This is a genomic window from Streptomyces sp. NPDC005483 (assembly GCF_040606035.1).
In the GTDB taxonomy this organism is placed as follows: domain Bacteria; phylum Actinomycetota; class Actinomycetes; order Streptomycetales; family Streptomycetaceae; genus Streptomyces.
The window spans coordinates 511,630-537,446 of the sequence record NZ_JBEXEA010000003.1; the positions used below are offsets into that span (position 1 = coordinate 511,630).

36 protein-coding genes and 2 pseudogenes are annotated in these 25,817 nt (G+C 71.1%); 9 read left to right on the top strand and 29 right to left on the bottom strand.

The window, feature by feature from the left end; translation table 11 throughout:
• Positions 1–19: 19 nt before the first annotated feature.
• From ABZT06_RS08695 to ABZT06_RS08785, 19 genes are all read right to left on the bottom strand, one after another.
• Positions 20–862 carry a recombinase RecT gene (locus ABZT06_RS08695; RefSeq protein WP_355736875.1) on the bottom strand — a complete coding sequence of 281 codons (843 nt, stop codon included), beginning with the start codon at positions 860–862 and terminating at the stop codon, positions 20–22.
• Positions 859–1,101 (bottom strand): hypothetical protein, encoded by a 243-nt coding sequence (locus ABZT06_RS08700; protein WP_355736878.1) that lies wholly within the window; start codon positions 1,099–1,101, stop codon positions 859–861. Before ABZT06_RS08700 ends, ABZT06_RS08695 begins: the two co-directional genes overlap by 4 nt.
• Complete coding sequence (locus ABZT06_RS08705; protein WP_355736880.1) at positions 1,101–2,051, bottom strand: lambda-exonuclease family protein; 951 nt, start codon at positions 2,049–2,051, stop codon at positions 1,101–1,103. The genes ABZT06_RS08700 and ABZT06_RS08705 overlap by 1 nt, the downstream gene beginning before the upstream one ends.
• Positions 2,052–2,254: 203 nt before the next feature.
• On the bottom strand, positions 2,255–2,896 hold the full coding sequence (locus tag ABZT06_RS08710) for a hypothetical protein (RefSeq protein ID WP_355736883.1): 642 nt from the start codon (positions 2,894–2,896) through the stop codon (positions 2,255–2,257).
• A gap of 16 nt (positions 2,897–2,912) precedes the next feature.
• Positions 2,913–4,022 carry a DNA polymerase III subunit beta gene (gene dnaN / locus ABZT06_RS08715; RefSeq protein WP_355736885.1) on the bottom strand — a complete coding sequence of 370 codons (1,110 nt, stop codon included), beginning with the start codon at positions 4,020–4,022 and terminating at the stop codon, positions 2,913–2,915.
• On the bottom strand, positions 4,019–4,174 hold the full coding sequence (locus ABZT06_RS08720; protein ID WP_355736888.1) for a hypothetical protein: 156 nt from the start codon (positions 4,172–4,174) through the stop codon (positions 4,019–4,021). The genes dnaN and ABZT06_RS08720 overlap by 4 nt, the downstream gene beginning before the upstream one ends.
• Before the next feature lie 77 nt (positions 4,175–4,251).
• A complete protein-coding gene (locus ABZT06_RS08725) occupies positions 4,252–4,803 on the bottom strand; it encodes a hypothetical protein (RefSeq protein WP_355736890.1) in 552 nt (183 codons plus the stop codon).
• Positions 4,804–5,286: a hypothetical protein gene (locus tag ABZT06_RS08730; protein ID WP_355736893.1), complete on the bottom strand. Its 483-nt coding sequence runs from the start codon at positions 5,284–5,286 to the stop codon at positions 4,804–4,806.
• A 97-nt stretch (positions 5,287–5,383) separates the two neighbouring features.
• Positions 5,384–5,593 carry a hypothetical protein gene (locus tag ABZT06_RS08735; RefSeq protein ID WP_355736895.1) on the bottom strand — a complete coding sequence of 70 codons (210 nt, stop codon included), beginning with the start codon at positions 5,591–5,593 and terminating at the stop codon, positions 5,384–5,386.
• A complete protein-coding gene (locus ABZT06_RS08740; RefSeq protein ID WP_355736897.1) occupies positions 5,590–5,880 on the bottom strand; it encodes a hypothetical protein in 291 nt (96 codons plus the stop codon). The genes ABZT06_RS08735 and ABZT06_RS08740 overlap by 4 nt, the downstream gene beginning before the upstream one ends.
• A gap of 14 nt (positions 5,881–5,894) precedes the next feature.
• A complete protein-coding gene (locus ABZT06_RS08745; RefSeq protein ID WP_355736900.1) occupies positions 5,895–6,095 on the bottom strand; it encodes a hypothetical protein in 201 nt (66 codons plus the stop codon).
• Entirely contained in the window at positions 6,096–6,347 is a 252-nt protein-coding gene (locus ABZT06_RS08750; protein WP_355736903.1) for a hypothetical protein, read from the bottom strand.
• Complete coding sequence (locus tag ABZT06_RS08755) at positions 6,344–6,520, bottom strand: hypothetical protein (protein WP_355736906.1); 177 nt, start codon at positions 6,518–6,520, stop codon at positions 6,344–6,346. The genes ABZT06_RS08750 and ABZT06_RS08755 overlap by 4 nt, the downstream gene beginning before the upstream one ends.
• Positions 6,517–6,816 carry a hypothetical protein gene (locus ABZT06_RS08760; RefSeq protein ID WP_355736908.1) on the bottom strand — a complete coding sequence of 100 codons (300 nt, stop codon included), beginning with the start codon at positions 6,814–6,816 and terminating at the stop codon, positions 6,517–6,519. The genes ABZT06_RS08755 and ABZT06_RS08760 overlap by 4 nt, the downstream gene beginning before the upstream one ends.
• Entirely contained in the window at positions 6,813–7,199 is a 387-nt protein-coding gene (locus ABZT06_RS08765) for a hypothetical protein (protein ID WP_355736910.1), read from the bottom strand. Before ABZT06_RS08765 ends, ABZT06_RS08760 begins: the two co-directional genes overlap by 4 nt.
• Entirely contained in the window at positions 7,196–7,822 is a 627-nt protein-coding gene (locus tag ABZT06_RS08770; RefSeq protein ID WP_355736912.1) for a hypothetical protein, read from the bottom strand. The genes ABZT06_RS08765 and ABZT06_RS08770 overlap by 4 nt, the downstream gene beginning before the upstream one ends.
• Positions 7,819–8,106: a hypothetical protein gene (locus ABZT06_RS08775; protein WP_355736915.1), complete on the bottom strand. Its 288-nt coding sequence runs from the start codon at positions 8,104–8,106 to the stop codon at positions 7,819–7,821. Before ABZT06_RS08775 ends, ABZT06_RS08770 begins: the two co-directional genes overlap by 4 nt.
• Positions 8,107–8,226: 120 nt before the next feature.
• On the bottom strand, positions 8,227–8,574 hold the full coding sequence (locus tag ABZT06_RS08780) for a hypothetical protein (protein WP_355736917.1): 348 nt from the start codon (positions 8,572–8,574) through the stop codon (positions 8,227–8,229).
• A gap of 1 nt (position 8,575) precedes the next feature.
• Positions 8,576–8,830, bottom strand: a complete 255-nt coding sequence (locus ABZT06_RS08785; protein WP_355736920.1) for a helix-turn-helix transcriptional regulator — start codon at positions 8,828–8,830, stop codon at positions 8,576–8,578.
• 198 nt (positions 8,831–9,028) lie between these two features.
• Between ABZT06_RS08785 and ABZT06_RS08790 the strand changes: the two genes are divergently transcribed.
• Together ABZT06_RS08790 and ABZT06_RS08795 are read left to right on the top strand one after the other, a co-directional pair.
• Positions 9,029–9,442, top strand: a complete 414-nt coding sequence (locus ABZT06_RS08790) for a hypothetical protein (protein WP_355736922.1) — start codon at positions 9,029–9,031, stop codon at positions 9,440–9,442.
• A gap of 431 nt (positions 9,443–9,873) precedes the next feature.
• On the top strand, positions 9,874–11,211 hold the full coding sequence (locus tag ABZT06_RS08795; RefSeq protein ID WP_355736925.1) for an integrase: 1,338 nt from the start codon (positions 9,874–9,876) through the stop codon (positions 11,209–11,211).
• Positions 11,212–11,240: 29 nt separating this feature from the next.
• Here ABZT06_RS08795 and ABZT06_RS08800 read toward each other — a convergent pair.
• The 3 genes and pseudogenes from ABZT06_RS08800 to ABZT06_RS08810 all read right to left on the bottom strand — a co-directional run.
• Positions 11,241–13,412 (bottom strand): annotated as a pseudogene (locus tag ABZT06_RS08800) (ABC transporter permease); the annotation flags it as partial.
• The gene (locus ABZT06_RS08805; RefSeq protein WP_355736927.1) at positions 13,412–14,272 is read right to left on the bottom strand and encodes an ABC transporter ATP-binding protein; all 861 of its coding nucleotides are present in this window, start codon (positions 14,270–14,272) and stop codon (positions 13,412–13,414) included. The pseudogene ABZT06_RS08800 and the gene ABZT06_RS08805, both read right to left, overlap by 1 nt.
• The gene (locus ABZT06_RS08810; RefSeq protein WP_355736930.1) at positions 14,269–14,562 is read right to left on the bottom strand and encodes an SHOCT domain-containing protein; all 294 of its coding nucleotides are present in this window, start codon (positions 14,560–14,562) and stop codon (positions 14,269–14,271) included. The genes ABZT06_RS08805 and ABZT06_RS08810 overlap by 4 nt, the downstream gene beginning before the upstream one ends.
• Before the next feature lie 171 nt (positions 14,563–14,733).
• Between ABZT06_RS08810 and ABZT06_RS08815 the strand changes: the two genes are divergently transcribed.
• Genes ABZT06_RS08815 through ABZT06_RS08830 form a run of 4 tightly spaced genes read left to right on the top strand, consistent with a single transcriptional unit; the run spans position 14,734 to position 17,235 of the window.
• Complete coding sequence (locus ABZT06_RS08815; RefSeq protein ID WP_355736932.1) at positions 14,734–15,312, top strand: TetR/AcrR family transcriptional regulator; 579 nt, start codon at positions 14,734–14,736, stop codon at positions 15,310–15,312.
• A gap of 14 nt (positions 15,313–15,326) precedes the next feature.
• Positions 15,327–15,722, top strand: coding sequence for a cupin domain-containing protein (locus tag ABZT06_RS08820; RefSeq protein ID WP_355736934.1), 396 nt, complete (start codon positions 15,327–15,329; stop codon positions 15,720–15,722).
• Positions 15,723–15,733: 11 nt separating this feature from the next.
• Positions 15,734–16,318, top strand: a complete 585-nt coding sequence (locus ABZT06_RS08825; protein WP_355736936.1) for a DUF4865 family protein — start codon at positions 15,734–15,736, stop codon at positions 16,316–16,318.
• A complete protein-coding gene (locus tag ABZT06_RS08830) occupies positions 16,312–17,235 on the top strand; it encodes a phosphotriesterase (protein WP_355736939.1) in 924 nt (307 codons plus the stop codon). The genes ABZT06_RS08825 and ABZT06_RS08830 overlap by 7 nt, the downstream gene beginning before the upstream one ends.
• Before the next feature lie 6 nt (positions 17,236–17,241).
• Here ABZT06_RS08830 and ABZT06_RS08835 read toward each other — a convergent pair whose 3' ends face one another.
• A complete protein-coding gene (locus ABZT06_RS08835) occupies positions 17,242–17,769 on the bottom strand; it encodes an SMI1/KNR4 family protein (RefSeq protein ID WP_355736942.1) in 528 nt (175 codons plus the stop codon).
• 110 nt (positions 17,770–17,879) lie between these two features.
• Here ABZT06_RS08835 and ABZT06_RS08840 point away from each other — a divergent pair, with 110 nt between their 5' ends.
• Positions 17,880–18,851, top strand: coding sequence for an NAD(P)-dependent oxidoreductase (locus ABZT06_RS08840; protein WP_355736944.1), 972 nt, complete (start codon positions 17,880–17,882; stop codon positions 18,849–18,851).
• A gap of 14 nt (positions 18,852–18,865) precedes the next feature.
• Here the strand turns inward: ABZT06_RS08840 and ABZT06_RS08845 are convergent, their stop codons facing one another.
• The 4 genes and pseudogenes from ABZT06_RS08845 to ABZT06_RS08860 form a co-directional block, all read right to left on the bottom strand.
• Positions 18,866–19,315, bottom strand: coding sequence for an RpiB/LacA/LacB family sugar-phosphate isomerase (locus tag ABZT06_RS08845; protein WP_355736947.1), 450 nt, complete (start codon positions 19,313–19,315; stop codon positions 18,866–18,868).
• A 1-nt stretch (position 19,316) separates the two neighbouring features.
• A pseudogene (locus ABZT06_RS08850) lies at positions 19,317–20,040 on the bottom strand (NUDIX hydrolase).
• Positions 20,033–21,277 (bottom strand): ROK family protein, encoded by a 1,245-nt coding sequence (locus ABZT06_RS08855; RefSeq protein WP_355736949.1) that lies wholly within the window; start codon positions 21,275–21,277, stop codon positions 20,033–20,035. Before ABZT06_RS08855 ends, ABZT06_RS08850 begins: the two are co-directional and overlap by 8 nt.
• A gap of 37 nt (positions 21,278–21,314) precedes the next feature.
• Positions 21,315–21,956: an alpha-ketoglutarate-dependent dioxygenase AlkB gene (locus ABZT06_RS08860; RefSeq protein ID WP_355736952.1), complete on the bottom strand. Its 642-nt coding sequence runs from the start codon at positions 21,954–21,956 to the stop codon at positions 21,315–21,317.
• A gap of 68 nt (positions 21,957–22,024) precedes the next feature.
• On the opposite strand from ABZT06_RS08860, the gene ABZT06_RS08865 reads away from it, so the two are divergent.
• A complete protein-coding gene (locus ABZT06_RS08865) occupies positions 22,025–23,167 on the top strand; it encodes a methyltransferase (RefSeq protein ID WP_355736955.1) in 1,143 nt (380 codons plus the stop codon).
• Positions 23,160–23,921 (top strand): class I SAM-dependent methyltransferase, encoded by a 762-nt coding sequence (locus ABZT06_RS08870; protein WP_355736958.1) that lies wholly within the window; start codon positions 23,160–23,162, stop codon positions 23,919–23,921. Before ABZT06_RS08865 ends, ABZT06_RS08870 begins: the two co-directional genes overlap by 8 nt.
• On the opposite strand, the gene ABZT06_RS08875 is transcribed toward ABZT06_RS08870, so the two are convergent.
• A complete protein-coding gene (locus ABZT06_RS08875) occupies positions 23,902–24,753 on the bottom strand; it encodes a class II fructose-bisphosphate aldolase (protein WP_355736960.1) in 852 nt (283 codons plus the stop codon). The two genes, ABZT06_RS08870 and ABZT06_RS08875, sit on opposite strands and share 20 nt — an antisense overlap.
• A gap of 8 nt (positions 24,754–24,761) precedes the next feature.
• Positions 24,762–25,646, bottom strand: a complete 885-nt coding sequence (locus ABZT06_RS08880) for an SIS domain-containing protein (RefSeq protein ID WP_355736963.1) — start codon at positions 25,644–25,646, stop codon at positions 24,762–24,764.
• Positions 25,647–25,817 lie beyond the last annotated feature (171 nt).

Here is a 25,817-nt window from a genome sequence, read left to right on the forward strand (position 1 = left end):
CGGCTCAGGCGCGTGCGGGCTAGTCGACGAGTTCGGCGTCGACGGGTCCCTCGTCGTTGAAGTCCTCGGGCGAAGCGGGGTCGCGGTAGTCCGGCTCGGCGCCCTGGGGGGTGATGGCGACCGGCCCGGCCTGCTCGGCGTTGACCTCCTGGGCGGCGCGCAGCTGCTCCTTGCGCCACTCGGTTGAGGTGGGCACCCAGGGCTCAAGTCGGTGGGCGACGGTCTTCAGGACCATCTGGTCGAACCACTTCACCCACGGCGACTTCGGGTTCTCGGAGCCCTTCGACTCCTTGCGGACCTTGTCGATGTAGGCGCGGTTGATGACGACGACGCGGGACGGGGTGCCGTCCTGGAAGATGCCGTAGGAGAAGGCGCCCTTGACCTCGCCGCGGTCGGAGAACCAGTCGGCCTTGTGGAACGGCACCTGCTGCGGGCCTTCCCACCGGGGGCCGTCGGCGTGGCGGTCGACGGTGCCGGGCGCCCACACGAACTCGTCGTTGGCGTACACGACTTCGGCGTGGACGACCTTGACGGCGCCGGCTCGGTAGATGCGCTCGACGACACCGCGGTAGCCCTCGATGCCCTGGATCTCGTTGCCGAACGGGACGAAGTAGAACGACTTGCTGGCGGGCTCGTGGCCGAGGCGCGCGCACTCCTGGAGGGCGGTCATCAGGCTGCCCGGGTTGCGGGTGGCGACCTGCAGCAGTTGGGCGTTGGAGCGGAGGGCGCCGTAGGCGAGGCGCATCCACGTCTCGCCCTTGACGTGTGAGGGCAAGACGAGGGTGAGGTCGTCCTTGTGCTGGCGGACGATGGCTTCGGGCCCGTTGTCGCGGGTGGCGATGGCGTTGCTGATCTGGCTCACTTGAACTCTCCGAGGTGGGTGCGTGCGATGTCGTGGGCGTGCTCGATGAGCGCTTCCTGCGGGCCGGTCGCGCGGATGCCGCCTGCTCGGGCGGCGATGCGGCCGCACGTCGTCAGGAAGTAGGCGATGGTGGCGACGACTTCGGGCGGCAGCCGTACTTCGTGCCGCGCCGCCTCGCATGCCTTGGCTCGCTCGTTCAGGTCCGCAGCGGCGATGAGGAGCTGTTCGGCTTCGGTCATCAGGCGGCTTTCTGCTGGTAGGGGTTGAGGGATTTGGTGGTGCCGTCGGGTTTGGCGATGCGGTAGGCGATGCGGCGTTCGCCGACGACGGCCCGCTTGCCGGTGCCGATGTGGTCGAGGACGACACTTTTCGCGGCGGTCAGTTCGGCGGCGGCGGCCTTGGAGGCGGCTCGGGCGTTCTCGTAGCGGGCCGCATCCTTGGCAGGGATCTCGACGTCGATGTCGTCGAAGTGGTCGGGCTGGACGCGGATCGTCTGGTAGGTGTCGTCGGCCGAGTCGATGGGCGGGCGCACTCCGTCGCGGACCTCGTCGAGGAACTTCACGGCCGCCTCGCGGAGGATCTTCGCCTCGTCCTCGTCGTAGTCGACGACGTATTCGCGGTAGTCCCAGCCGCCGATCAGCAGGGCGAAGCGGGTGCGGCGCAGGCCCAGCGTGTCCATCTGCCAGATGACTTGGCAGCGGTACCAGACCGGCACCCCGTCCTCGGCGCCGTCCGGCCCCCAGTCGTCGCCGAACGGGCTGGTCTTCACCTCCAGGAGTTCCTCGGCGTACTCCGGAACCTCGAACTCGCCTGCGGGCTGCGGGTAGACGAGCCGGTCCGGGGTGGCCCGCTGCCACGTCCGCTCCCGGTGCTGCCACGTGCCCGCGGGGGCGGCGAGTTGGCCCGGGTGCTCGTCCTGCCACTTGCCGGCGACCGCGTCCTCCAGGCGGGTCCCCCACTCGATCGCCGGGGTCATCTCGAACGGTGCGACCCGCAGCCCGGCCTTCTTGTGCCACAACGTGAAGCGCGACATCCAAGGCGACAGGTTCACGACGGCGGCGATCTCGGTGGCGGTGATGCACAGTCCGGCGCGGGCCTCGTCCCAGGCTTCGCTGCCGGGGGTGAGGTGGCCGAGCAGGATCCCCTCCGGCGCCGGATAGGGGTGACTGATGGTGCTTTCGGTGCTCATGTGACCTTCCAGAAGGTGTGCGGGGTGGTGGCGGCCCGGCCCGACCGGGGGGGGGGGTGGTGCGGGCCGGGCCGCCAGGGGTGCGGCGCGAAGTGGGGGGCTTCTGCCGCAGGCTGTGGAGTTGGGGTGGGTCCCGCCGCCGCAGGGGGGTGGCGGCGGGACCCGGGCCGCGGCGCGCTGGGGGGAAGTGCGCCGGCGGCGGTCTAGGCGGCGGCCGGCTCCTCGGGCTCGTCCCGTTTGGCGGCCTTCCAGGCGTCGAGTTCGCGGCGCACCGTCAGGTCATGGCTCTCGGCAGTGCGAACCGGCATCTGCATGCCGACGAAGTCGGAGGCGAGGATCAACGTCGGCTTCATTTCGCCGACGCACCACATCGACACCGGGCCAGGCAGGTCCTTCCAGGCGCCAAAGAACTTTGGGGTCATCGACATCTCGGCGGTCGCAGCCTTCTTCTCCAGTAGAGGCAGCAGATACTTCCGCCAGGACATGGGCTCCTTGTCGGGCTGTGACAGGGCGATGGCGATGCGGCTGCCGGACTCCCCGGACAGGACGAGTTGGGTGCCGGTCCGCTCGATGTTGATCGGCTTGGCGTCGAGGAGGCGGATGGCGGCGGCCAGTTCGGGGATCTGCATGCGGTGCACGACCGCGGCCCACGGCTTGTCGTCGCCCCCGGTGACCTGGGTGCGGGAGACGGCGAGGGTGAAGCGGTTGGTGGCGAACGCGTACAGCCAAGTGCCGTCGTGGTCGAAGGCGATGGACTGCAGGGCCTCCGGGTCGTCCTTGCCGGCGATGTGCGGCTTGGTCTGCGCGACGAGGCGGCTGAGCGCGTGGTCGGCGATGGTGATCACTTCTGGGGTCTCCTGGCTACTTGATTCGGACGGGCATGCACACGGCCCGGTAGGTGGGGTCGTCGACCGGCTCGATCAGCACCGGCTTGCTGGACGTGAACAGCCAGATCCGCACCGTCCCCTCGATGGGGGCGAGCAGGGAGGCGAGATAGTGCGGGTTGAACGCGATCGTGAAGTCGTCGATGTCGGTGTTCGCGGCGAGTTCGCTGCTGCCGCGCTGGCCTGCACCGCCACCCCGCACCGTGACCTTGCCCCCGCCGAAGGTGACGTTGATCGGGTTTTTGTCCTCGATGACCAGGGCGGCACGATTCACCGCTGCCAGCAGCTCGGCGGTGTCGACCAGCGCGGAGCCTGCGGCGGCCTCCGGCTTGGGGAAGAAGCCGGCGATGTCGGGGAACTTTCCGGCGATGGTGCGGCTGGTCACCGTCAAGGTGTCGGTGGAGAGGGAGGCGACGGATCCGTCGGAGTCGGCGAAACCGAGGTGCACTGTGTGCCCGGCGGTCTGCTTGACGGTGGCCGCGAACTCTCCAGCCGGAATCAGGAGTTCACCGGGCCGGTCGTCGGCGGGCTGCCACGGCAGGGTGCGGCGCACGATGCGGTACCGATCCGAGGCGGACACGGTCAGCTGGTCGCCGTCGGCCAGGACGTGCACGCCGGTGAAGCCGACGAGGCTGCCCGCCGCCTCCTTCATCGGCAGGGTGCACTGGGCGGCGTGCCCGACCGCGGCGGCCAGCAGATCGCCGTCGATGGCGCCTGCGGCGCCCGGGGCCTCGGGCAGGGCCGGGTAGTCGCTCACGGGCATCGCTGGCAGAGCGAATGTGGTGCCCGGCGCCGTCACGGTCACCTCGCGTTCGTCGGCGACCACGTCAACGAGACCGGCCGGGAAGGTGGCGGACACGTCGGCGAGGAGCCGACCGGACACCAGGGCGAGGCCTGGTTCCAGGATTTCCGCGTCGAGGACGGCGCGTGTGCTGGTCTCGTAGTCGAAGCCGGACAGGGTGACCGTGTCTTCGGTGGCCTCGACGAGGATCCCGGCGAGGATCGGTGCGATCGGATTGGTGGGCAGGCGGCGGTGGGCGCGGCGGGCCGCGTCCGCCAGCTCTTTCTGGTCGATGCGGAGTTTCATGCCGCCTCCTCCGCTTCGAGGTTGAACCGGATCTGGTTGGGGTCGACGGCGGTCTCAGGCTCCGGCTCGGGCCGCGTCTCGGCGGCGGGCCAGGGCTTGAGCTGGCCGCTGCCGGTGACGGCGGTGTCGGGGAACAGGGCGAGCTGATCCATTGGGGTCCTCCATGAGAAGGTGGGTGGTGGACCCCGCCTGCTGTCTTCAGGCGGGGTTTCTGCTTGTCCGCCGGTGCTCAGTGCGGGCTCTCGCGCTCGTCGATCCACTGCTGGGCGATGCGGCTGGTGAAGGACCGGTAGACGGTGCGGTGCGTGTCGCGGTCGATGACCCAGAAGCGGAGCGGTCCGTGCATGTGGTCGGCGGCGTGCACGTAGTGGCGTCCCTGCTCGCCGTCCTCACGGGTGCGAATCAGGTTGATCTGGATGCAGTGCTTGCCGCGCAAGTCGGTGTAGCGATGCCAGCCGCGCAGGCCGAACTGCTCGGCGTAGGCGTCGAGTCGGGCCGCGTGCCACGGCCGGTCCTCAACGGGTGCCGCCTGCTCAGCCCCGGCCAGTAGCGACAGCACCGCCATGTGCCGCGAGCTGTGCCAGTCCTTCATCCACCGGCCGGTTGCCTCGCATTCGGCAGCCCGCTCGGCGAACATGCGGGCGGAGTGCCGGGCGGTCGCGGTGAAGTAGTCGTCGAAGGATTTGATCGACCAGTCGTCGATCGCGTCCCGGTCCGGCAGGGGGCCGTCCGGCATGCCCGACAGGTCGGAGAGGATCAGGGTTGACGTGGCGGTCGCCATCTACGCCACCCCCTCGGCGTGCACCCGGCCGGGGTCGGTGACGGGTCCGAGGCGCCCCGCCCCGCATCCGGGCAGGAGGCCGGCTTCGGCGGCTTCGCGCAGGGTGGTGACGTCGATGGACTGGGTGTCCTGGTCGGCGCCGATGCGCGTCATCGGCGGCACGTCGACCCGGTTGGCGTTCTCCTCGGCGGCGATCTGAGTACCGAAACGGGCCTGCAGGGCGAGGAACCGGTCCCGCCACTCGTCGCGTTCGACGGTCAGCTCTTCCATGTCGGCCTGCTGCTGCACGACGAGTTCCTCGGCCTCGCCCTGCTTGGCGTGCGCCTCAGCCAAGTCCTGGCGGAGCAGGGCGATCGCGTCGCCGGCGCAGTGCAGGTTGCCGAGGAGGATGACGTTCTCGGCGCGGAGTTCGGTCACCTTGTCTACGGCCCGACGGCGGCCGTGGCCCCTGAGTGGGGCGGGGACGAGGTCGTTGAGGGTCACGGCTGCTCCTTGTTGGCGGTGCGGGCTTCACGGCGGTCTCGGTGGGCGCTGGCGAGCAGCAGGGCCACGGCGGCGACGGCAACGAACAGGCCGGTGATCACGGCGCCTCCAGTCCGGTGCGGTCGATGTATCCGGCGGCTTTGCTGGCGGCGAAGTCGCGGGCGGTGGCGAGCCGGGCGTTGACGTTGCGGGCCTCGTCGAGCTGCCGAAGCTGGGCGGCGATCACCGGGCGGGCCCGGCGGATGTATAGGCGCAGCAGGGCGTTGAAGAGGCCGGCCATCGGCGACAGGCGCGTCGGGGCGGTCATGCGGTCACCGTCTTGCCGGCGGCCCCGTCGAGTGCGGCGAGAACCTGCAGGGCGCTGCGGCCGGGCTTCCGTTCCCAGTGGGAGACGGATGCGACCCCGAGGTGTTCGGTGAGGGATTCCCAGGCTTCGAGCGTGGTTCGCTCGGCGTCGGTTCCGCCCTTGCCGGGGACGTATCCGGCGGCCCGGTCGATGGCCGACATGATCGGGTTGGTGAGCGGGTCCCAGCCCTCCATCAGGAGGATGTCCTCGGCGCCGCGGAGGACGGTGGCGATGCGTGAGCGGGTCACGGACAGGGTCACCATCACGACACCCCCTGCCGGTGCGTGCGCAGCCATTCCCGGCGCAGTCGATATCGGGCGTGGACGGCGTCGACGGCGTCCAGGTACTCGGCGGTCGTCCACGGCTTGCGGCCGTGCGAGCGGCGCTCCCAGGCGGCCTCGACCGCAAGCACCGAGTCCATCTCCAGGTCGGCCAGCGGGCGGGGTTCGGCTACGGTGGCCATTCAGACCACCGCCTTCAGCGGCTGCGGCTGCTGCTGGCGCAGCGTCCACGCCTTCAGTTCGGCGACAGCCTCGGCGAGCTCGTCGAGCACCTCGGGTGTGGATCGGGTGACGGAGATGGCTACGGACTGCCCGGCCTCGCCGATGATCAGCTGGGCGCACGGCTTGCCGTCGAAGCCTCGGAAGTGCCTGGTGCGGATCGGCCCGTCGTTCAGGTCGAGGTTGATCCCGCCGGAAATCTCGGCACGGTTCATGAGGTGCCCTCCTCGGGCGTGGTGGTGTCGATGCGGGCTTCGAGTTCGGCCAGCGGCATGTCGGCGGCCTTGATGCGCGGGGCGGGTCCGAGCGGGCGGGCGTGACCGAACGGCACCGGCAGCGCGCCCTCGAACTCGACAGCGGCGGAGAGGGCGGTGATCGGGCGGGTCATCGGGCCACCGCCAGACCGGCGAGGGCGTCAGCCCACAGCAGGTCATCGCTGGCCCCGACGAAACGGGCCTCAACCTGGGCACCGAACTCGGTCAGCGTGTGCCGGGCCTCGAACGAACCGACAGGCAGGTAAGCCCACCGCTGCGTCAAGTTCTTCGTCGCGCCCCGCTGGATGTGCCAGACCATTCCCTGAGCGGTCGTCGTGGCCCTGTACTCCCCGACCCGCTGCCACACGCCCGGATTGGCGCGGCACGCCGCGGCCACGGCGAAGTGGTCGATGTTCTTGCGGCGGGTCATCGCGACACCTCCGCCCAGTCGGACGGCTCGTCGTCTTCCCAGGTCCGCGTCATCAGCCAGGCGCGGAAGCCCCGCTCTTGCAGCTGGGCAACGCGCTCCTCGGCCTGCTCGCGGGATTCGCTGATCAGGAGCCTGTGCCAGGAGTCGGTGTGCGGGACGAAGGCTGCGGCCCAGTCGGTGCCGTCCATGTTCAAACCGGGGTCCGGGACACCCCACTTACGGAGCAGACCGGCAGCGGCAGGCTCTCCCGCCGCATCCAGCCAGTCGGCTACCTCGCCTACCGTGCCGGTGCGCAGCTTCGCAAGGTTCTCGTGCGCCTCGTCCCAGGACCTCGCCGTGAGCGTGCTGATCATCAGCGAGAAGACGTTGTCGTAGGCGTTCATCCCGTCACCTCCCCCGCGTTCTTGCAGGGCCAGCGGTTGCCGCACGCGCACCAGTGGCAGCCGTCCAGCGGGTCCGGCACCTTGTCGAAGTGCTGCGGTACGGGGGCCTCCGTCGTCTCGGTTCCCTCGGCCGCCTGATCGGCGTGCTTCTCCAGGTGCTCGGCCGCGTCCTCCAAGGCGTGCGAGTAGCCGTCGAGGTACTCCCGCGAGTACTGGCCGTCCGACGGGCGGCCTTCCATGCCCTCGACAGCCTTCGATGCCTCGGTGAAGACGCTGGAGCGGAAGGCGCGCGGCTGGGCGAACGGGTCGTCCGCCTGCGGCATCGCCTGCTGGCACAGCCACTGGGCACCCAGCGCGTCGGCGCCCGGATCGTCCGAGTCGAAGATGAACGACGACAGCGAACGGCCGGTGGCCGCCAGGGCGTTCTCCAGCTCGGCGATGCGGGCTTCGGCCTTCTGGGCGCGCTCGCGCCAGCGGACCTTGGCCTCGCGCTGCGCCTCGTAACCGCGCCGAACCTCGGGGAGCGCGACGTCGATCAGTCGCTTGTTCTGGTCACGAAGATCCGCGATCTCGCGCGCCATCTCGTTGGCGGCGAGGGTGACGTTCCTCAGCTCGTCGCTCATTCGGCACCGCCCGCCTGGATGGCGCGGAACTCGGCGAGCACGGCGGAGTACATGTCGATGTGGCCGCACGGGTTCGTCCAGCGGTCGACGGAGTACCACTCGCCGTCTTCGTGGAAGTTGTGGTTGCGGATCGTGTCGACGCCGCGCGGACCGTCGCACTGCGGGCAGCGGTCCGAGACCGTCACCGTGCGGACAGAGACGCCGACATAGTCGCGGCCGGTGCCCCGGTCGCACACCCGGACCGTCATGGTCCCGGGGGCGGGAGTGGTGGATGATGTAGGCACAGATCTGCCTCTTCTCTTCGGAGTGGTGAGGGGTGGATCGGCGACCTTCGGGTCGCGGGCCCCGGCTGCTGGAGTGCGATCCGGCGGGTGGGGCCTTTGCCGTCTAGGCGGCGGCGCGGGTCAGGCGACCTGCTGGAGTTCCCGTTCCGGCGAATCGGCTTCGTCCTGCGGCGTGATGACCGTGCGGCCGACAACGCGGCTGCCGGCCGGACGGCCTCGGCGGGTCGGGGCGTTGCGGTGCATGGCGTAGATCTCGGCGAGGTCGGCGTCGCTGAAGACGAGCAGGCCGTTGAGGCGGCTGTGGGGGAAGGGCTTGCCGCGCGGGTCGTTCTTCTTGCGGTTGGCTCCATCGCGGAGCCAACGGCGGCCGGTGGTGTCGTTCTCGTCCTCGGCGAGACCGAGCTTCACGACAGCCGTTTCGACCCGGTAGTAGCCCTGCGGGGTGGGGGCGGGCTTTCGGGGGGACATGTCACCTCTTCTCAGGGGGGTTCTGCGGGGGTGGCTGGAGGATTCGGGTGGAGCCGGCCGGCAGGCCGAGTTCTGTGCGGAGCCGCTGGTAGGGACCTGGTCTCATGCGGGTGCGGTATCCGTTTTCGAGGTGGTTGAGGTAGCGCCTGCTGATCTGCGCTCTCTGGGCCAGCTCGTCAGTGCTCAGCCCTGCCTGCATGCGGAGCTCGCGGATTTCCGCCCCTTTCACCTGGTAGGTGGGAGGGGGTTGTTCCATGCCTCGAACCTAGCGGGAGTTAGCGGCCATGTCTAGCCGCTTCTAGCGGCTTTTAGCGCAACTTCGCGGCGTCATGCTATGGCCAGAGCCTCACGGTCGGACGTGCGTGCGATCACTTTGCGCAATCATGTGGTCGCGTTCCGGACTGAGCGGCCTCAGTCCTAGCTGGTCCTAGCCGGTCCTGGCAGGATGTGACCCATGGGTACCGACCTCGAACGCCTGGCGACGCTCGTACAGGAGCGCCGCCTAGAACTCGGCCTGGGCATCGAGCCCGCCGCCAAGCTCGCATCCATGAGCAAAGACACCTGGAAGCGCGTCGAGGCAGCCCATAGCGTCAGGGCCACCTCATACACGAGCATCGAGCGCGCCCTCCGGTGGGCCCCCAGCAGCTGCCGCCGCATCCTCAAAGGGGACGACCCTGTCGTCGTCGAGGCTTCTCCGGCCGCCGACGACAGCGCAATCGCCGTCATCCCCAAGGAAGACCTGAAGCGTCACGTCGGCGACTCCGTCAACAGTGCCGCGATCGGATTCAAGGGTGACCTGACGGCCGACCAGATCCTGGACCTCAACCAGCTCGTACTGGAGGAGCTCCATAAACGGGGCGTCATCTAGGAAAAGATCAGCCGAAAGACGTACAACCTTTCTCTTTCACGCCTTCGTTGCCCATTTTCCCCCGCCACTTTGGTCCCAGAAGGTCCCAACCGGCGCCTGACGTGGCAGAGTCGGAGACGCACCTTGGGGGTTCCCCGAAGCACCCGAAAGGGGGACCAGGAATGCGGAGCACTCTGTCCATAGTTGACGCAGGCCCGGAGTTCGAAGGCTGGGCAGGCCCGGCCAATGGGAGAATGATCTGTGCGGCGCCTACCGAGATCGAGACGAGCGTGGAAGCACAGCGCTCGATGCGAGAGATCGTGAAGCGTGCAGGAGGAGACTGCAAGGGATGCCGGGGCTGCTGGCTCGGCACCTGAGCAAGAGGCCGCGGAGTCCTGGCGGTAGGGGTACCTGCCGGACTACCGCGACCAACGCCCGCCCAAGGGGAGCTCATGCCTTACGTGGAGGTACGCGGCGGCAACATCCGCGTGAAGTGGTGGGGCGGCGAGTACCAGCTCGACGCCGAGGGCAGGACCACCCGCCGCAAGAAGTACGAGTCCGCGAGCGGCCCCGAGCCCGGGGTTCCGTTCGAGGACGAGGAAGAGGCCCGCAAGTACGGCCTGGACCGTGAACACGAGGTCCGGCACGGCACCAACATCCCCCGCGCCAACGCGAAGACGCTGATGCGGGACTACTGCTGGATGTGGTGGGAGGCGCAGGATCTGCGCCCCATGTCGATGGGCCGGTACAAGTCGCGGCTGCGTGCGCGGATCATCCCGTACTGGGGTGAGCGGCCGGTCGGCGACATCACGGCCTGGGAGCATGACGCCTGGAAGAAGGGCCTCAAGAAGGCCGCCGCAGCAGGTGAGATCTCCCACCACTACGTCGACCAGCTGCTGAGCCTGTTCAACCTGCTGATGACCGACGCCGTCGTGAAGTACAAGCTCCGCTCGGAGTCGCCTGTCGTCAAGCACGGCCGGCGCGGCAAGTACACGAAGAAGCCGCGGGAGATCAAGCGGCCGATGGAGATGGAAGTCCTCCACCATCTGGCCTTCAACGCCTACGCCATCTGGGGTTTCCCCGGGTGGGTGTGCGTGTGGACGACGGCGTTCACCGGGATGCGTCCGCCCGGCGAGCTGTGGGGTCTGCGGCGGGAGTTCGCGTCCCCGACGTGGCCGGCGTCCGATCCGGATCCCGGGCGCCGCGAGCACGCCTCCGAGCGCTACGGGCCGGACAAGATGCCGGCGATCCGCGTCCAGTGGCAGCAGCAGTACGTCGACGGGGTGCGGACTCTGGTGGATCCGAAGTACGACTCGCATCGCACGCTGGTGATTCCCCCGTTCCTGCATGAGCTGCTCGTGGCGCTGCTGGCGTCGCACGACAGCGAGTGGGTGTTCCCGGGGATCCAGGGCGGGGAGATGCCGAGGAACTGGTACGACAGCTACTGGGTGCCGATGCGGGACGGGGCGCCGGCTCGTAGCGGGCGGAAGGATCTGGTGCGGCCGGCGATCCTTGCGGTGCCTCAGATGGCGGGCAAGCGGTTCTATCTGGTGCGGCACGGGCACCGGGAGTGGCTGGACGAGAAGAACGAGCATTCCCGGACGGTGATCGAGGCGCGCATGGGCCATGAGGTCGCCGGTGTGGAGGGGCTCTACTCGAACGTCACGCCTTTGATGGAGCAGGCGGTAGTGGACAGTCTGCAGGCGCGGTGGGAAAGGTTCTGGGAGATGGGTGTCTGGTGGTCCCCGCCGTTTCCCAGTAATCTCCCAGATAGGCCAAAGAGGGACTGAAGTCCCTGGTCAGCGGCTCGGGCTGGTTAGAGCGTGAGCATCATGTCGATGCCGCCCGCCGAGGACTGCGCGTACTCGTCGCGGGTCTGCACCTCGGGATGGCCGTAGCGCGCCGCCACCTTCTCCACCGCCGCCTTGCCCGCGCCGGTGCTCACGCCGTCCCTGAAGGAGACCGCGACCAGCGTGTCGGAGTCCTGCGTGCGGTGCGGGGCCCAGGCAGCGCGGGTGATGACGTAATCTCCCGCCAGCTCGGACTGGCCGTAGACCGCGCGGACCGTGAAGGTGTCGTTCTCTCCGTCGGTGAAGGTGAGTCGGGCCTTGTCTCCGGTCGTGAGGCCCTGCTTCTCGGCTTCCTTCTCGGTGATGGCGATGCCGTCGGTGCCGAGGTCGCTCAGGGAGCCCCGCACCGTACCGAGGTCGAAGGTGCGCTGCAGGGCGAGCGGGTCCGTGACGGTCAACGCCCGCCCTTTGCCGTCGACTTCGGCGACACCGCGTCCGAGACCCACGGCCGTGTCCACCTCGGGCAGGTGCTGGACGGCTCCGGCGAGCCGGGGGCTGAGGCCGCTGCCGCCCGCGCCGAACGACGGGGTGCTGACGGCGACATCGCCCGCGAAGGACCGGGACACGGTCTGGTCCATGGTGGCCTTCAGGGACGCCCCGAACACCGTGAACAGCGAGACCACGGCCACGCCGATCATCAGTGCGCTCGCGGTGGCGGCCGTACGCCTGGGGCTGCGCAGTGCGTTGCGCCGGGCGAGGGACCCGGTGACACCGCGGAGCCGGCCGAGGGGGCCGCCGAGCACACGTACGGCCGCCGTGGAGGCGACCGGGCCGAGGGCCACGAACGCGGCGAGGGCCAGGACCGCGCCGGCTCCCGCGAGCGAGATGGACGGTGACACCAGGACGCCGGTGAGGGTGACGGCCACGGCGAGCGCGGCCAGGCCGGCCCCGGTGGCGGCACGGACGCGGGAGGTGCCCGACTCGTCGACGACCGTCTCGCGCAGTGCGGCCAGAGGTGCGGTGCGTCCGGCGCGTACGGCGGGCAGCAGCGCGGAGCCCAGACAGACCGCGACGCCGACCGCGAGCGGCAGCAGCATCGACAGCACGCTGATCACCAAATCGCCCTCGGGGAAGGGGAACCCGATCGCCGGGAACAGCGCCTGGAGGCCGGCGGCGATCCCGATGCCGCCCGCGAGGCCCGCGGCGGAGGCGGTCACGGCCACGACGCTCGCCTCGGTCAGGGCCGCCGTGGTGACCTGGCGACGGGAGGCGCCGAGGGCCCGCAACAGGGCGTTCTCGCGGGTGCGTTGGGCGACGACGATCGCGAAGGTGTTGTGGATGGAGAAGGTGGCGACCAGGAGCGCCACGCCCGAGAACACCAGCAGGAAGGTGGTGAAGACGGCCAGGAACCGGCTGGAGATCATGTCGGTGTTCTCCTCGGTCGACTCCTGACCGGTGATCGCCTCAACACCCCTGGGCAGTACGCGAGTCAGCCGCTCGACGAGTTCCCGCTGGCTGACGCCCGGACCTGCCCGCACCTGGATGGTCGACGCCTCGCCGGGCCTGGCCGTGAGGTACTTCTCGGCGTCGGCCCGGGTCATGCCGGTGAAGGTCACCTGGGCCATGCCGTCCTCGCCGCCGAAGGTCGCGAGGCCGACGATGGTCACCTCGACGGGGTCGGGCGTACGGAGGATCGTCGTGTCGCCGATCTTCAGGTCGCCCTTTTCGGCGGTGCCGCGGTTGACGACGACCTCGCCGGTCTTCTGCGGGGCGCGGCCCTCGGCGAGTTGATACGGGTTGAGCTCCGGGTCGTCGATCCAGTTGCCGGCGAGGGTGGGCGGGCCCTGGCCGCCGATGGGCTTGCCGTTCGCGCCGACGAGCTGCCCGGCTCCCTGGATGTCGGGGGCGGCGGCCGCGACGCCGGGGACCTGCTCGACGGTCCCGACCAGGTCGGTGGCGACGGGCTGGCGCACCCCCTCGCTCTCCCCCGGCGTGGTGATGGCCTCGGCGCTGCGGACCACCGCGTCGGTGCCGCTGGTCGCGTTGCCGAACATGGTGTCGAAGCCGGCGCGGAGGGTGTCACCCATGACGAGCGTTCCGGCGAGGAAGGCGACGCCGAGGAACACGGCGAGGAAGGTTCCGGCGAAGCGGCGCCTGTGGGCGCGCAGGGAGGACGCGCTCAGGCGGAGGGAGGCGTTCATCAGGGCCGCTCCGTCCGGGTGCGCGAGGGAGTCCCGGGCCCCTGGAGGGCCTGCGTCCGCGAGGACACCTCTGTCGTGGAAGGCACCTCTGTCCGCGCCGGGTCCTCGAAGGCCTTCATGCGGTCCAGGACCCTCTCGGCGGTCGGGGCTTCCATACGGTCCACCAGGCGTCCGTCGGCGAGGAAGACGACCTCGTCGGCGTGGGCGGCGGCGACCGGGTCGTGGGTGACCATGACGACCGTACGGCCGGTCTGGCGCACGGTCCTGCCGAGGAGGCCGAGGACCTCCGCGCCGGAGCGGGAGTCCAGGTTCCCGGTGGGCTCGTCGGCGAAGACGACGTCGGGCCGTCCGGCGAACGCCCGGGCCACGGCGACGCGTTGCTGCTGCCCGCCGGAGAGTTCGGCGGGCCGGTGACGGAGCCGGTCGCGCAGACCGACGACGTCGATCAGCGCGTCGATCCACTCCGGGTCGCCCCCGCCGCCCGCGAGGTCCAGGGGCAGCCGGATGTTCTCCTCGACCGTCAGTGTCGGCACCAGGTTGAACGCCTGGAAGACGAAGCCGACGCGATCGCGGCGCAGAAGGGCCAGACGGCGGTCGTCGAGGGAGCCGAGCTCGGTGTCGCCGATGTAGGAGGCGCCCTCGGTGAGCGTGTCGAGGCCGGCCGCGCAGTGCATGAGGGTGGACTTGCCGGAGCCCGAGGGCCCCATGATCGCGGTGAAGCGGCCGGCCGGGAAGTCGACGCTCACCCCGTCCAGGGCCCGCACGCCGGTGTCGCCGCTGCCGTACACCTTCACGGCGCTGACCACGCGGGCGGCCGGCAGCGTCTGCGCCGAAACAGTCGCGGTGGTCGGGGCGGTCATGCCGCACCGCCCTTGCCCGTCGTACGGCCGAACTGCTCGTCCAGGACGGACAGCCGACGCCAGTACTCGTCCTCGTCGATCTCGCCGGAGGCGAAGCGGCGGCCCAGCATGGCGATCGGCGAGTCGCCCGAGGGGCCGGCGTCCGCCATGGCGCGCCACGGTCCGCGGCGGCCGTGCCGGGCGGTGCGGCGCAGGACGGTGACGACGCCGAGCACGACGGCCGCCCAGATCAACGGGAAGAAGAGGATCCATGGGCCCGGGCCGCCGTCCCAGTTCGCGAGAGTCTGCATGTCGGTTCATCTCCCTGGAGTTCCTGAAGGTGTCGTTCGGTGATGCTTCGAGACTGGCTCCGGGGAGCGGTCCGGGTCGTCGTACGGCCAGCGGCAGTGCGCGTACCTCCTGGGGAGTACGCGGGCCTGATCTGCCTGCTCCCAAGGGCCTCGACTTCTGTAACTACTAGTATGTACAGTGAGCGCATGAGCACCTCCGACCGACTGATCGAGTCCACCCGTGAGCTGCTGTGGGAGCGCGGCTATGTGGGCACCAGCCCCAAGGCCATCCTGGAGCGCGCGGGGGCCGGACAGGGCAGCATGTACCACCACTTCAAGGGCAAGCCCGATCTCGCCCTGGCCGCGATCCGGCGGACCGCCGAGGAGCTGCGCGGCACCGCGGAGGACGTACTCGACGGGCCCGGCACGCCGTACGAGCGCATCGAGGCGTATCTGCGGCGCGAGCGGGACGTGTTGCGAGGGTGCCCGATCGGCCGGCTCACCATGGACCCCGACGTCATCGCCAGCGACGAACTGCGCGCACCGGTCGACGAGACGATCGACTGGATCCGTGAACGCATCGCCGGGATCGTCGAAGAGGGCAAGGAACAGGGCGAGTTCGCGGCCTCGCTGGACGGCGAGGAGATCGCGGCGACGGTGCTCGCGACGGTCCAGGGCGGCTATGTCCTCGCCCGCGCCTCCGGCTCGCCCGCCGCGTTCGACACGGGTGTGCGAGGTCTGCTGTCTCTGCTCAAGCCCCAGACGAAGTAAGGGAGTTCATTCTCGTGCAGATCATCCGACAGCGCCCCGAGACCCGCCAGGGAGCGGCGCAGAACTTCACCGGGACGGTGTGGCTCGACGAGGTCGCCGCGCCACCGGCCCCGTCCCGGCTGCGGATGTTCAACGTCCACTTCGCCCCCGGGGCGCACACCGCGTGGCACCGCCATCCGCACGGCCAGGTGCTGCATGTCCTGGAGGGCGAGGGGCTGGTCCAGCGCCGGGGCGGTGCAGTCGAGCCGATCCGCGCGGGCGACACGGTGTGGATCGAGCCGGGCGAGTGGCACTGGCACGGGGCCGGGCCGCGCACCTTCATGACCCATCTCGCGGTCGTCGAGGCCGCTGAGGACGGCACGACGACGGACTGGGACGCGCATGTCGCCCCCGAGGACCACCCCGCCTGAGGAGGCAGCGGATGCACGCGATGCAGTACGAGCTCACCCTGCCGTCCGACTACGACATGGACGTCGTCCGCGCCCGCGTGGCCCGGATCGGGCATCTGCTGGACGACTGGGACGGGCTCGGCTTCAAGACGTACCTGATGCGCGAGCGCGGGGTGAACGGCTCGCCCGTCAACCAGTACGCCCCCTTCTACCTCTGGAACACCGTGGCGGGCATGAACACCTTCCTGTGGGGAGGCGCCTTCCAGGGGCTCAGCAACGACTTCGGGCGGCCGTCGGTGCGGCAGTGGACGGGTCTGTCGTACGAGGAGGGCGGCGCCGCCGGTTCTCCCGCCCGGTGGGCCGTGCGACGGCGCCAACCGGTGGCGGAGGGCGTGGAGTTGGCCGAGGTGATGGCGGACGCGGTGGGTGAGACGGAGCGGCTGGCCGGGGAGGACGGCGCGGTGTGCGCGGCGGCCGCCGTGGACACCGCCGGCTGGGAGCTCGTCCACTTCTCGCTCTGGACGCACGGGGCGCCCAAGGCGGACGGCGAGGTGTTCGAGGTGCTGCACGTGTCGGCGCCGGAGCGGGGGCGGCTGCCGCGGGGACGGCAGTGGTGACGGCGAGCGCGGTCCGAACGGTGGCCGGTGACGTCCCCGCCGAGCGGCTCGGGGTGTGCGACGCACACGACCATCTGTTCTTCGGCAGCCCGCGGCTGCCCGGCCAGGAACTGCGGAGCCTGTCCGCGGCGCGGGCCGAGCTGGCGGCGTTCGCCGCGCAGGGCGGTGGCGCCGTGGTGCAGTGGACGCCGTACGGGCTGGGGCGGCGGGCCGCCGATCTGCCGCCGCTGTCGCGGGAGACCGGGGTGCGGATCGTCGCCGCGACCGGGCTGCACCAGGCCGTCCACTACGACGACGCCACGCTCGCCGGGCTGCGCGGCAGGCTGGCCGACGTTTTCGTGGCCGAACTGACCGAAGGCATCGGGACCTCGGGGGTCCGCGCGGGGCTGATCAAGGTGGCGGGCGGTTTCCACGCGCTGGACGCGCACGCCCGCTGGACCATGTCCGCGGCGGCCGAGGCCCATCGTGTGACGGAGGCGCCGATCGCCGTCCATCTGGAGCTGGGGACCGGTGCACTGGACGTACTGGATCTGCTGTGCGGGGAGTTGGGGGTGCCGCCGCAGCGGGTGATCCTCGGCCACCTCAACCGCTCCCCCGACTTCACCGTGCACCGCCAGGCCGCGGCGTCGGGCTGCTACCTCGCCTTCGACGGGCCGTCGCGCGCCAACCACGCCACGGACTGGCGCATGCCGGACGCCGTACGGGCCCTCGCCGAGGCGGGCCACGCAGACCGTCTGCTCCTCGGCGGCGACACCACCACCGCGGCCGCGCGGTCGGTCGACGGGGGCCCCGGGATGCCCTATCTCCTGCGCCGGGTGCGCCCGCGGCTCACGGTCGAGCTGGGCGAGGAGATAGTGCGCGGCATCTTCGTCGACAATCCTGGTCGAGCCCTGGCCGTGGAGTGGCGCGGACCTTGACGCCGCTCACCGGCACAGGGCGTCGATGTCCTCGGAGAACGTCGGGAACTCGGACCGGGCGGCCTCGACGAGGTCGCGGGTGGCGCGGCGCGGGGTGGTCGCATGGCGCTCGGCGAGTTCGGTGAGCGCCGGGTCCGGGTGGGCGTCGTACCGCTCGTGCTCCACGATCTCCATCGGGCCCAGGCCGTCGGCCAGTACCCACAGGAAGTCGGACAGGCTCGCCGCCACCACACCGCGCTCGCCCTCCGAGCCCAGGAACACCACGGGCTGCTCGACGAGGGGCCGCCCCGGCCGCACACGCCACAGGGCGGCGAGGCCACCGGTGCCGTCCTGTCCGAAGACCAGGTAGGCGTCGCCGTCCAGTTCGTGATTGCCGGTCCAGTGACGCAGCCAGTCGGTGGTCTCCTCGGCGGAGTCGAAGGCGTCGTACGGCTCGAAGTCGACGCCCTCGCCGTCGTCGTAGTCGAACTCCACGCGGGCCACGGCGGCCAGGGCGGGCGGGAAGGCGCGGTCGCCCTCGGTCGTGTCGATCATGCCCGCAGGCTAGTCGCCGCCACTGACAACGGCCCTGCGCCTGTGGAGTGTGACGGTGCCGTCGGATACTCCTGGCTGACACTGACCTGCCCGACACTGATGGGAAACCTATGCGAGTCGTCGTCATCGGCGGAAGCGGCCACATCGGCACCTTCCTCGTCCCCCGCCTGGTGCGGGCCGGCCACGAAGTGGTCAATGTCAGCCGTGGCACGCGCACGGCCTACACCGAGGCTCCCGAGTGGGAGCAGGTCCGCCAGGTCGTCGCCGACCGGGAGCAGGAGGACAGGGAGGGGACCTTCGGTGGCCGGGTGGCCGGGCTGGGCGCGGACGTCGTCGTCGACCTGGTCTGTTTCACCCTGGACTCGGCCACCGCGCTGGTCGCGGGGCTGCGCGGCGAGGTCGGGCACCTGGTGCACTGCGGCAGCGTGTGGCGCCACGGCCCCGCCGACAAGCTGCCGATCTCCGAGACGACGGGCACCCCGCCCGTCGGGGAGTACGGCATCCAGAAGGACCGGATCGCCCGGATGCTGAAGGAGGAGACCGCTGCCGGGGGCCTGGTGACCACGTCCTTGCACCCCGGGCACATCGTCGGCCCCGGCTGGCACCCGATCGGTCCGCTGGGAAGCCTCGACCCCGCTGTCTGGTACACGCTCTCGGCGGGACAGCCGCTGGGGATCCCCGGCAGCGGTGTCGAGCTGATGCACCATGTGCACGCGGACGACGTGGCGCAGGCCTTCGAGCGGGCGATCGAGCACCGGGACGCGGCGGCGGGAGAGGACTTCAACGTCGTGGCCCCGACCGCGCTGAACGTCCGCGGGTACGCCCGTATCGCTGCCGGCTGGTTCGGTCGGACCGTGACGCTGGAGCCGGTGACCTGGGAACAGTTCCGCAGGACCACGGCCCCGGAACACGCCGAGGCGAGCTGGGAGCACCTTCACCGCAGCCAGTGCCTCACCATCGAGAAGGCCAGGACCCTCCTCGGCTACGCCCCGCGCTACGAACCGGAGACCGCCGTACTGGAGTCGGTGCGCTGGCTGGTCGACCACGAGGAGCTGAAGGTGGCGGGCGCGCTCAGCGCCTGACCGGACGCGCGCTGCTAGGCCCGGCCGGCGTCCAGGCGTCCCACCCGGGCCACGTTCTCCCGGTCCTCGGCGTCCTCGCTCGCCTCCGCGGTGAACCAGGCGTCGAGGATCTCCTTGAGGAGCGGCTCGGAGGTGAGGCGGAGGCTGAGCGCCAGGACGTTGGCGTCGTTCCAGCGGCGGGCGCCGTCCGCGGTGTAGGCGTCCGTGCACAGGGCGGCCCGTACACCGGGGACCTTGTTGGCGGCGATGGAGGCTCCGGTGCCGGTCCAGCAGCACACGACGGCCTGGTCGGCCGTGCCCGCGGCCACCTCACGGGCCGCGGCCTCGGAGCAGGCGGCCCACTGCGGGTCGGCGCCGGGGCTCAGGGCGCCGTACGCGACCACTTCGTGGCCCCGCGCGCGCAGCTCGTCGAGGAGGGTGCGAGCGACTGGTTCGTCCATGTCCGAGGAGACGGAGATCCGCATGTCACGAGCCTACTCGGCGGTTCGCCCACCGGACGACGGGTTCCAGGTAGGCGACGTGCGGACCGGCGAGGTCCGGCAGTTCGGCCGGTGAGCCGACGAGGGCGAGCCGGTCGAACTCGGGGGCGCGTCCCCGTGCCGTCCCGGCGGCCACGAGTGCCTCGAAACGCTCCTGGAGCACGGGCGCGGACAGCGGGGGCGCCAGGTAGTGGACACCGACCTGTCCGTCCTCGCCGCGGGTGACCAGACAGCGGACGAGGTGGCCGGCCGGGACGTCGAGGCCCGTCTCCTCGGCCGGCTCCACCGCCGCGTGGCGGCGCAGTGCGTGCTCGTCGAGCGGCTCGTCGCCGGTGGGTGGTTCCACCGATCCGCCGGGGAACTGCCAGCGGCCGGGCGCGGCGGTGGACGAGGACATACGGCCCACGAGCACCCGTCCGTCCTCGGTCGGCTGCACCACGCTCACGAACAGGGACCGCAGGACCCTGGCGCCCGGAACGCGACGCAGGGCGAAGTTGCGATAGGTGCCGCGGGACCAGGAGACGAGCAGGTCGTCCGGGGCCTGCCGGGAGAGTCCCGCGCAGAGCGCCACCGGGCCGTCGAAGAGAGCCGGGTTGGCCAGGACAGCCGTGTCCCACTCGCGGTCCATGGCCGCCCGCGTCTCGGCCGGGACCACGGGGGGGCGCCACCTCGACCAGGCGCAGCCCCTCGGCCTCCAGCAGTTCAGCCACGGCTCAGTGCCCCCAGCGGATCGTCCAGCACCGGCTGCCACGCCAACTCCGCCGCTCCCACAAGGCTGTTGTGGTCCAGGGTGCAGGCCAGGATGGGGACGCCGCCGCTCTGCCCCCACAGGCTGCGGTCGGAGACGACCGCGCGCAGGCGCCCCGGGTCGGCGTCGAGCAGGGTGCGGTGGAGGCCGCCGAGGATGATCCGGTCCGGGTTGAGGATGTTGACCAGACCGGCGAGGCCCAGGCCCAGGCGGTCGATCAGCGACTCGGCTGCCGTACGGACGGCGGGGTCGTCGTAGTGGTCGCGGACGAGGTCGTCGGCCTGCTGGAGCAGGGACTGTTCGGGGCCGGGGTCGAGTCCGGCGGCCGTGAGCAGGGCCAGCGGGTCGGCCTCGACGTCCAGGCAGCCCCGGCTGCCGCAGTAGCAGGGGCGCCCCTCGGGGTTCACGGTGAGATGGCCGACTTCCAGGGCCAGGCCCGAACTCCCGGTGTGCAGACGCCCGTCGAGCACCAGCGCCCCGCCCACGCCCCGGTGTCCGGTCGCCACACACAGCAGGTCCCGGGCGCCGCGGCCCGCGCCGTGCCGGTGCTCGGCGAGCGCGGCCAGGTTGACGTCGTTGCCCGCGAAGGCCGGTCCGGTGATGCCGGCGGCGCGCACGCACTCGTCGAAGATACGGCGGACGGGCGCGCCCGCGGGCCACGCGAGGTGCAGGGGGTTGAGGGCGAGCCCGTCGGGTTCGGCGACCGCCGACGGCACGGCGAGTCCGGCGCCCACGCAGCGTCGGCCGGTCGTGCGCAGCAGGTCGGCGCCCGCCTCCACGACGGAGCCGAGGACCTTCGCCGGATCGGCGTCGACGGTCTCGCAGCCGGGAGCGGTGGCGACGATACGGCCGCCCAGACCGACCAGCGCGGCCCGGAAGCCGTCGGCGTGCACCTGCGCGGCCAGCACTACCGGCCCCTCCTCGGCGACCGCGAGCCGGTGCGAGGGCCTGCCCTGCGAACCGGTGGCCGCGGTGGGCCGGGCGTCGACGCGGATCAGCCCGAGCGCCTCCAGTTCGGCGGCGACCGCGCCCGCCGTCGCCCGGGTCACCCCGAGTTCGGCGGTGAGCACCGCCCGGGTGGGCGCTCGCCCGGTGTGCACGAGCTCCAGCGCGGGCCCGAGCACACCGCGCCCCCGGTCCAGCCGCGCCCTCGAGGTGGTCCCTTCCCCCGCCGGCCGGGGGTCCGCCTTGCCGCTCATGAACGCGAGTCTCCCATGATCCGTACGCCACCTCGGCCTAGAGCCCACTGACCCGCAGCGTGATGTTCAGCCGTCCCGTCAGCCCCAACTCGGGCGGGGAGGTGCCCGGATACACCCGGGGCACCCCGTGGTACGCGAGTCTCGACGGGCCGCCGAACACGAACAGGTCGCCGCTGCGCAGCTCGACGTCCGTGTACGGCCTGGTCCGGGTCTTCGGGTTGCCGAAGCGGAAGACGCAGGTGTCGCCGAGGCTCAGGGAGACCACGGGTGCGTCCGACTTCTCGTCGCTGTCGCGGTGCATGCCCATGCGGGCGTCGCCGTCGTAGAAGTTGATCAGCGCGATGTCATGTCCCGGGGCCTCGGTGTCCAGTGCGTCCCGGACCGCTTCCCGGCCCAGCTCCCCCAGCCAGTCGGGGAACGGCTTCACCGGCGCCCCGTCGCCGTCGACGACCGTGCGGGCGTAGGCGTACGGGTACCAGTGCCAGCCCAGGCAGACCTGGCGTGCGGTCATCGTGCCGCCGCCCGGGGTGTGGACCGTGCGCAGTCCGGCGGGCGGGCGGGCCCACGCGCGGCAGGCCTCCAGCAGCTCGCGCTGCCGCTCCGGCTCCAGCCAGTCCGGGAGGTGCACCGCGCCCGGCGCGACCTCCGTGCGGGGTCTGGGGAACAGTTCGCCATCCATGGGTTCCATCCTGCCCGAGCGGGTCTGAGCTGCGACTCCGATAGCCTGGACGCACGATGGACGACCGTATGACGACCCCCTGGGGCGAGCTCGCCCTCACCCGCTTCCCCGAGGACCCGCGTGACCGGCTGCGCGCCTGGGACGCCTCCGACGAGTATCTGCTGAGGCATCTCGCGGACGCGGAGGTGGCCCTGTCCGGCACCGTCGTGGTGGTCGGGGACCGCTGGGGAGCCCTTGTCACGGCACTGGCGGCGCACCGGCCGGTGCAGATCACCGACTCCTTCCTCAGCCAGCAGGCGACCCGGGCCAACCTGGAACGCGCCGGCGTCGAGCCCGGCACCGTCCGGCTGCTCACCACGCAGGACCCACCACCCGGCCGGGTGGACGTCCTGCTGGTGCGCGTGCCGAAGAGCCTGGCCCTGCTCGAGGACCAGCTGCTGCGGCTGGCGCCCGCGGTGCACGAGGGCACGGTCGTGGTCGGCACTGGCATGGTGAAGGAGATCCACACCTCCACGCTCCAGCTGTTCGAGCGGATCCTCGGGCCGACCCGCACCTCGCTGGCCGAGAAGAAGGCCCGGCTCGTCTTCTGCGCACCCGAGCCGTCGCTCGAACGGCCCGCCAACCCTTGGCCGTACGGCTATGCGCTCCCGGAGGGCATCGGTGCCGCCTCCGGGCGGGCCGTCGTCAACCACGCGGGCGTCTTCTGCGCGGACCGGCTCGACATCGGCACCCGTTTCTTCCTCCAGCACCTGCCGGACAGTCGCGGCTCCCAGCGGATCGTCGACCTGGGCTGCGGCAACGGGATCGTCGGTACGGCCGTGGCCCTGGCCAACCCCGAGGCCGAGGTGCTGTTCGTCGACGAGTCCTTCCAGGCGGTGGCCTCGGCGGAGGGGACGTACAAGGCGAACGGCGTGCCGGGGCACGCGGAGTTCCGCGTCGGGGACGGTCTGTCGGGGGTCCCGGCGGGCAGCGTCGATCTCGTCCTGAACAACCCGCCCTTCCACTCCCACCAGGCGACGACCGACACGACGGCCTGGCGGATGTTCACCGATGCGCGCAGGACGCTGCGGGCCGGCGGCGAGCTGTGGGTCGTCGGGAACCGGCATCTCGGGTACCACGTGAAGCTGCGGAAGCTGTTCGGGAACAGCCAACTGGTCGCCAGTGACCCGAAGTTCGTGGTGCTGAAAGCGGTAAAAAGGTCGAGTGACTGACTCCTCGGCACGGGACTTCTACGACTCACTGGCTCCGGACTACCACCGGATGTTCGCGGACTGGGACGCGAGCATGGCGTACCAGGCGGCGGTACTGGGCCCCCTCCTGGGGCCGGGGCCGCACCGGGTCCTGGACTGCTCGTGCGGGATCGGGACCCAGGCGATCGGACTGGCGCTGGCCGGACATCGGGTAGTCGGCAGCGATCTCAGCCCCGTCGCCGCCGCACGTGCCGGCGCGGAGGCGTCGGCACGCGGCGCCCGACTGCCCACGGCCGCGGCGGACATGCGGCGGCTGCCGTTCGCGTCGTCCGTCTTCGACGTCGTTGTCTGTGCCGACAACTCGCTGGCCCATCTGCTGACGGCCCCGGACGTGCAGGCCGCGCTCGCGGGCATGCGGAGGGTGCTGCGGGGCGACGGCCTGCTGGTGCTCACGCTTCGGGACTACGACGAGCTGCGCCGGACCAGGCCCGGCGCCCCACCTCCGCAGGTGTCCGGGACCTCCGAAGGCCGGGTGATCACCTTCCAGCTGTGGCAGTGGCACGAGGACGGCGAGCGCTACGACCAGGAGCACTTCCAGCTCCGGCCCGGCGGCGGGGACGACTGGTCCGTCCGCGTCCGCCGTACGACCTCCTGGGCGCTGACACGCGCGCAGGTGACGGAGTTCGTGACCGCGGCCGGTTTCGTCGATGTGCGCTGGCACGATCCGGCCTCCAGCGGGTTCTACCAGCCCGTCCTCACCGCCCGAGCAGCTTGATGATCCGACGGGCCGCCTCGGCCATGGCGTCCCGTCCGACACTCAGGTACTTGCGCGAGTCCACCGCCTCGGGGTGAGCCGCGAGGAACTCCCGGATCGCGCCGGTCATGGCGATGTTCAGCGCGGTGCCGACGTTGACCTTGGCGATGCCGCCCGCGACGGCCGCGGTGAGTTCCTCGTCGCGCACTCCGGAGGAGCCGTGCAGGACGAGGGGGACGTCCAGGGAGGTGGCGAGGCGCTTGAGGAGGTCGTGGTCGAGGGTGGCGGTGCGCTCGGTCATCGCGTGGGCGCTGCCGACGGCCACGGCGAGGGCGTCCACACCGGAGTCGGTGACGAAGGCGCGGGCCTCGTCCGGGTCGGTGCGGGCGCCGGGGGCGTGGGCGTCCAGCGGGGGCCTGCTCGGCTTGCCGCCCACCTCACCCAACTCCGCCTCGATCCAGAGCCCCTGGGAGTGCGCCCAGTCGGCGGCGGCCCGGGTCGCGGCGAGGTTCTCGGCGTAGGGCAGGTGGGCCGCGTCGTACATCACGGAGCCGAAGCCGGCGTCTGCCGCCTGGCGGAGCAGGTCGTCGCTCTGGACGTGGTCGAGGTGCAACGCGACGGGTACGGCGGCGCGTTCGGCCGCGGCGACGGCGGCGCGGGCGAGCGGGAGGAGACGGCCGTAGCGGAACTTGACGGCATTCTCGCTGACTTGGAGAACGACGGGCGCGTCCAGCGACTCGGCGCCGGCGATGACGGCCTCGACGTGCTCCAGGGTGATGATGTTGAAGGCGGCGACGGCGGAGCGGTGGGTGGCGGCGCGGGAGACGAGCTCACCGGTGGTGACCAGGGGCATGACGTCTCCTAGGGGCGGGCGAGGATCACCGAGCGGGTGAGGTGGCGGGGCTGGTCCGGGTCGAGACCGCGAGCCGCGGCGACGGCGACGGCGAGGCGCTGCACGCGGACCAGCTCGGCGAGCGGGTCCAGGGCGCCGGGCACCCAGAGTCCGCCGGTCTCCCGCACCTGTTCGGCCAGCCCCTCGGGTGCCTCGCCGAGCATCCAGGTGGCGGTGCCGTGGGTGGTGATGCTGATGGGGCCGTGCCGGTACTCCATCGCCGGGTAGGCCTCGGTCCAGGCGAGGCAGGCCTCGCGCATCTTCAGTCCGGCCTCGTTGGCCAGTCCCACCGTCCAGCCCCGGCCGAGGAAGGTGAACTGCGCGCAGTCGACGAGACCTTCGGGCAGGGGCGTCTCGAGCGCGGTGCGGGCGTCGGCGACGACGGCGTCGGTGTGCAGGCCCAGGTGGGCGCGGAACAGTGTGAGGGCGGTGGTGGCGAACCTCGTCTGGACCACGGACTGTTCGTCGGCGAAGTCGAGGACGACCACCTCGTCGGCGACTGCCATGACGGGGGTGGCGGGGTCGGCGGTGAGGGCCGTCGTGCGGGTGCTGCCCTTCAACTGCCGTAGCAGGTCGAGGACTTCGGTCGTCGTACCGGAGCGGGTGAGGGCGACGACACGGTCGTACGAGCGGCCGTGCGGGAACTCCGACGCGGCGAAGGCGTCCGTCTCGCCCTGGCCCGCGGCTTCGCGCAGCGCCGCGACCGCCTGCGCCATGAAGTACGACGTGCCGCATCCGACGATCGCGACCCGCTCCCCGGCTGCCGGAAGCACGCCAAAGTGGCGTGCGGCCTCCGTCGCGGCCCGGGTCCAGCACTGTGGCTGGCTGGTCAGCTCGTCCTCGACATGGGTCATCCGTACCCCTCCGTAGTTTTGCTTGTTCTTGCAAGATACCGCGAGGTTTCGAGCATAATCAAGCATCAGCGTGCAGGGAGCCGGTGTGAGGGCCGTTCCCCTGACACCTGTGGCCGAACCTGCCTAGGCTGATCGGCAGGAGGCTGCGATGAGCGGATCAGCCAGGGAACA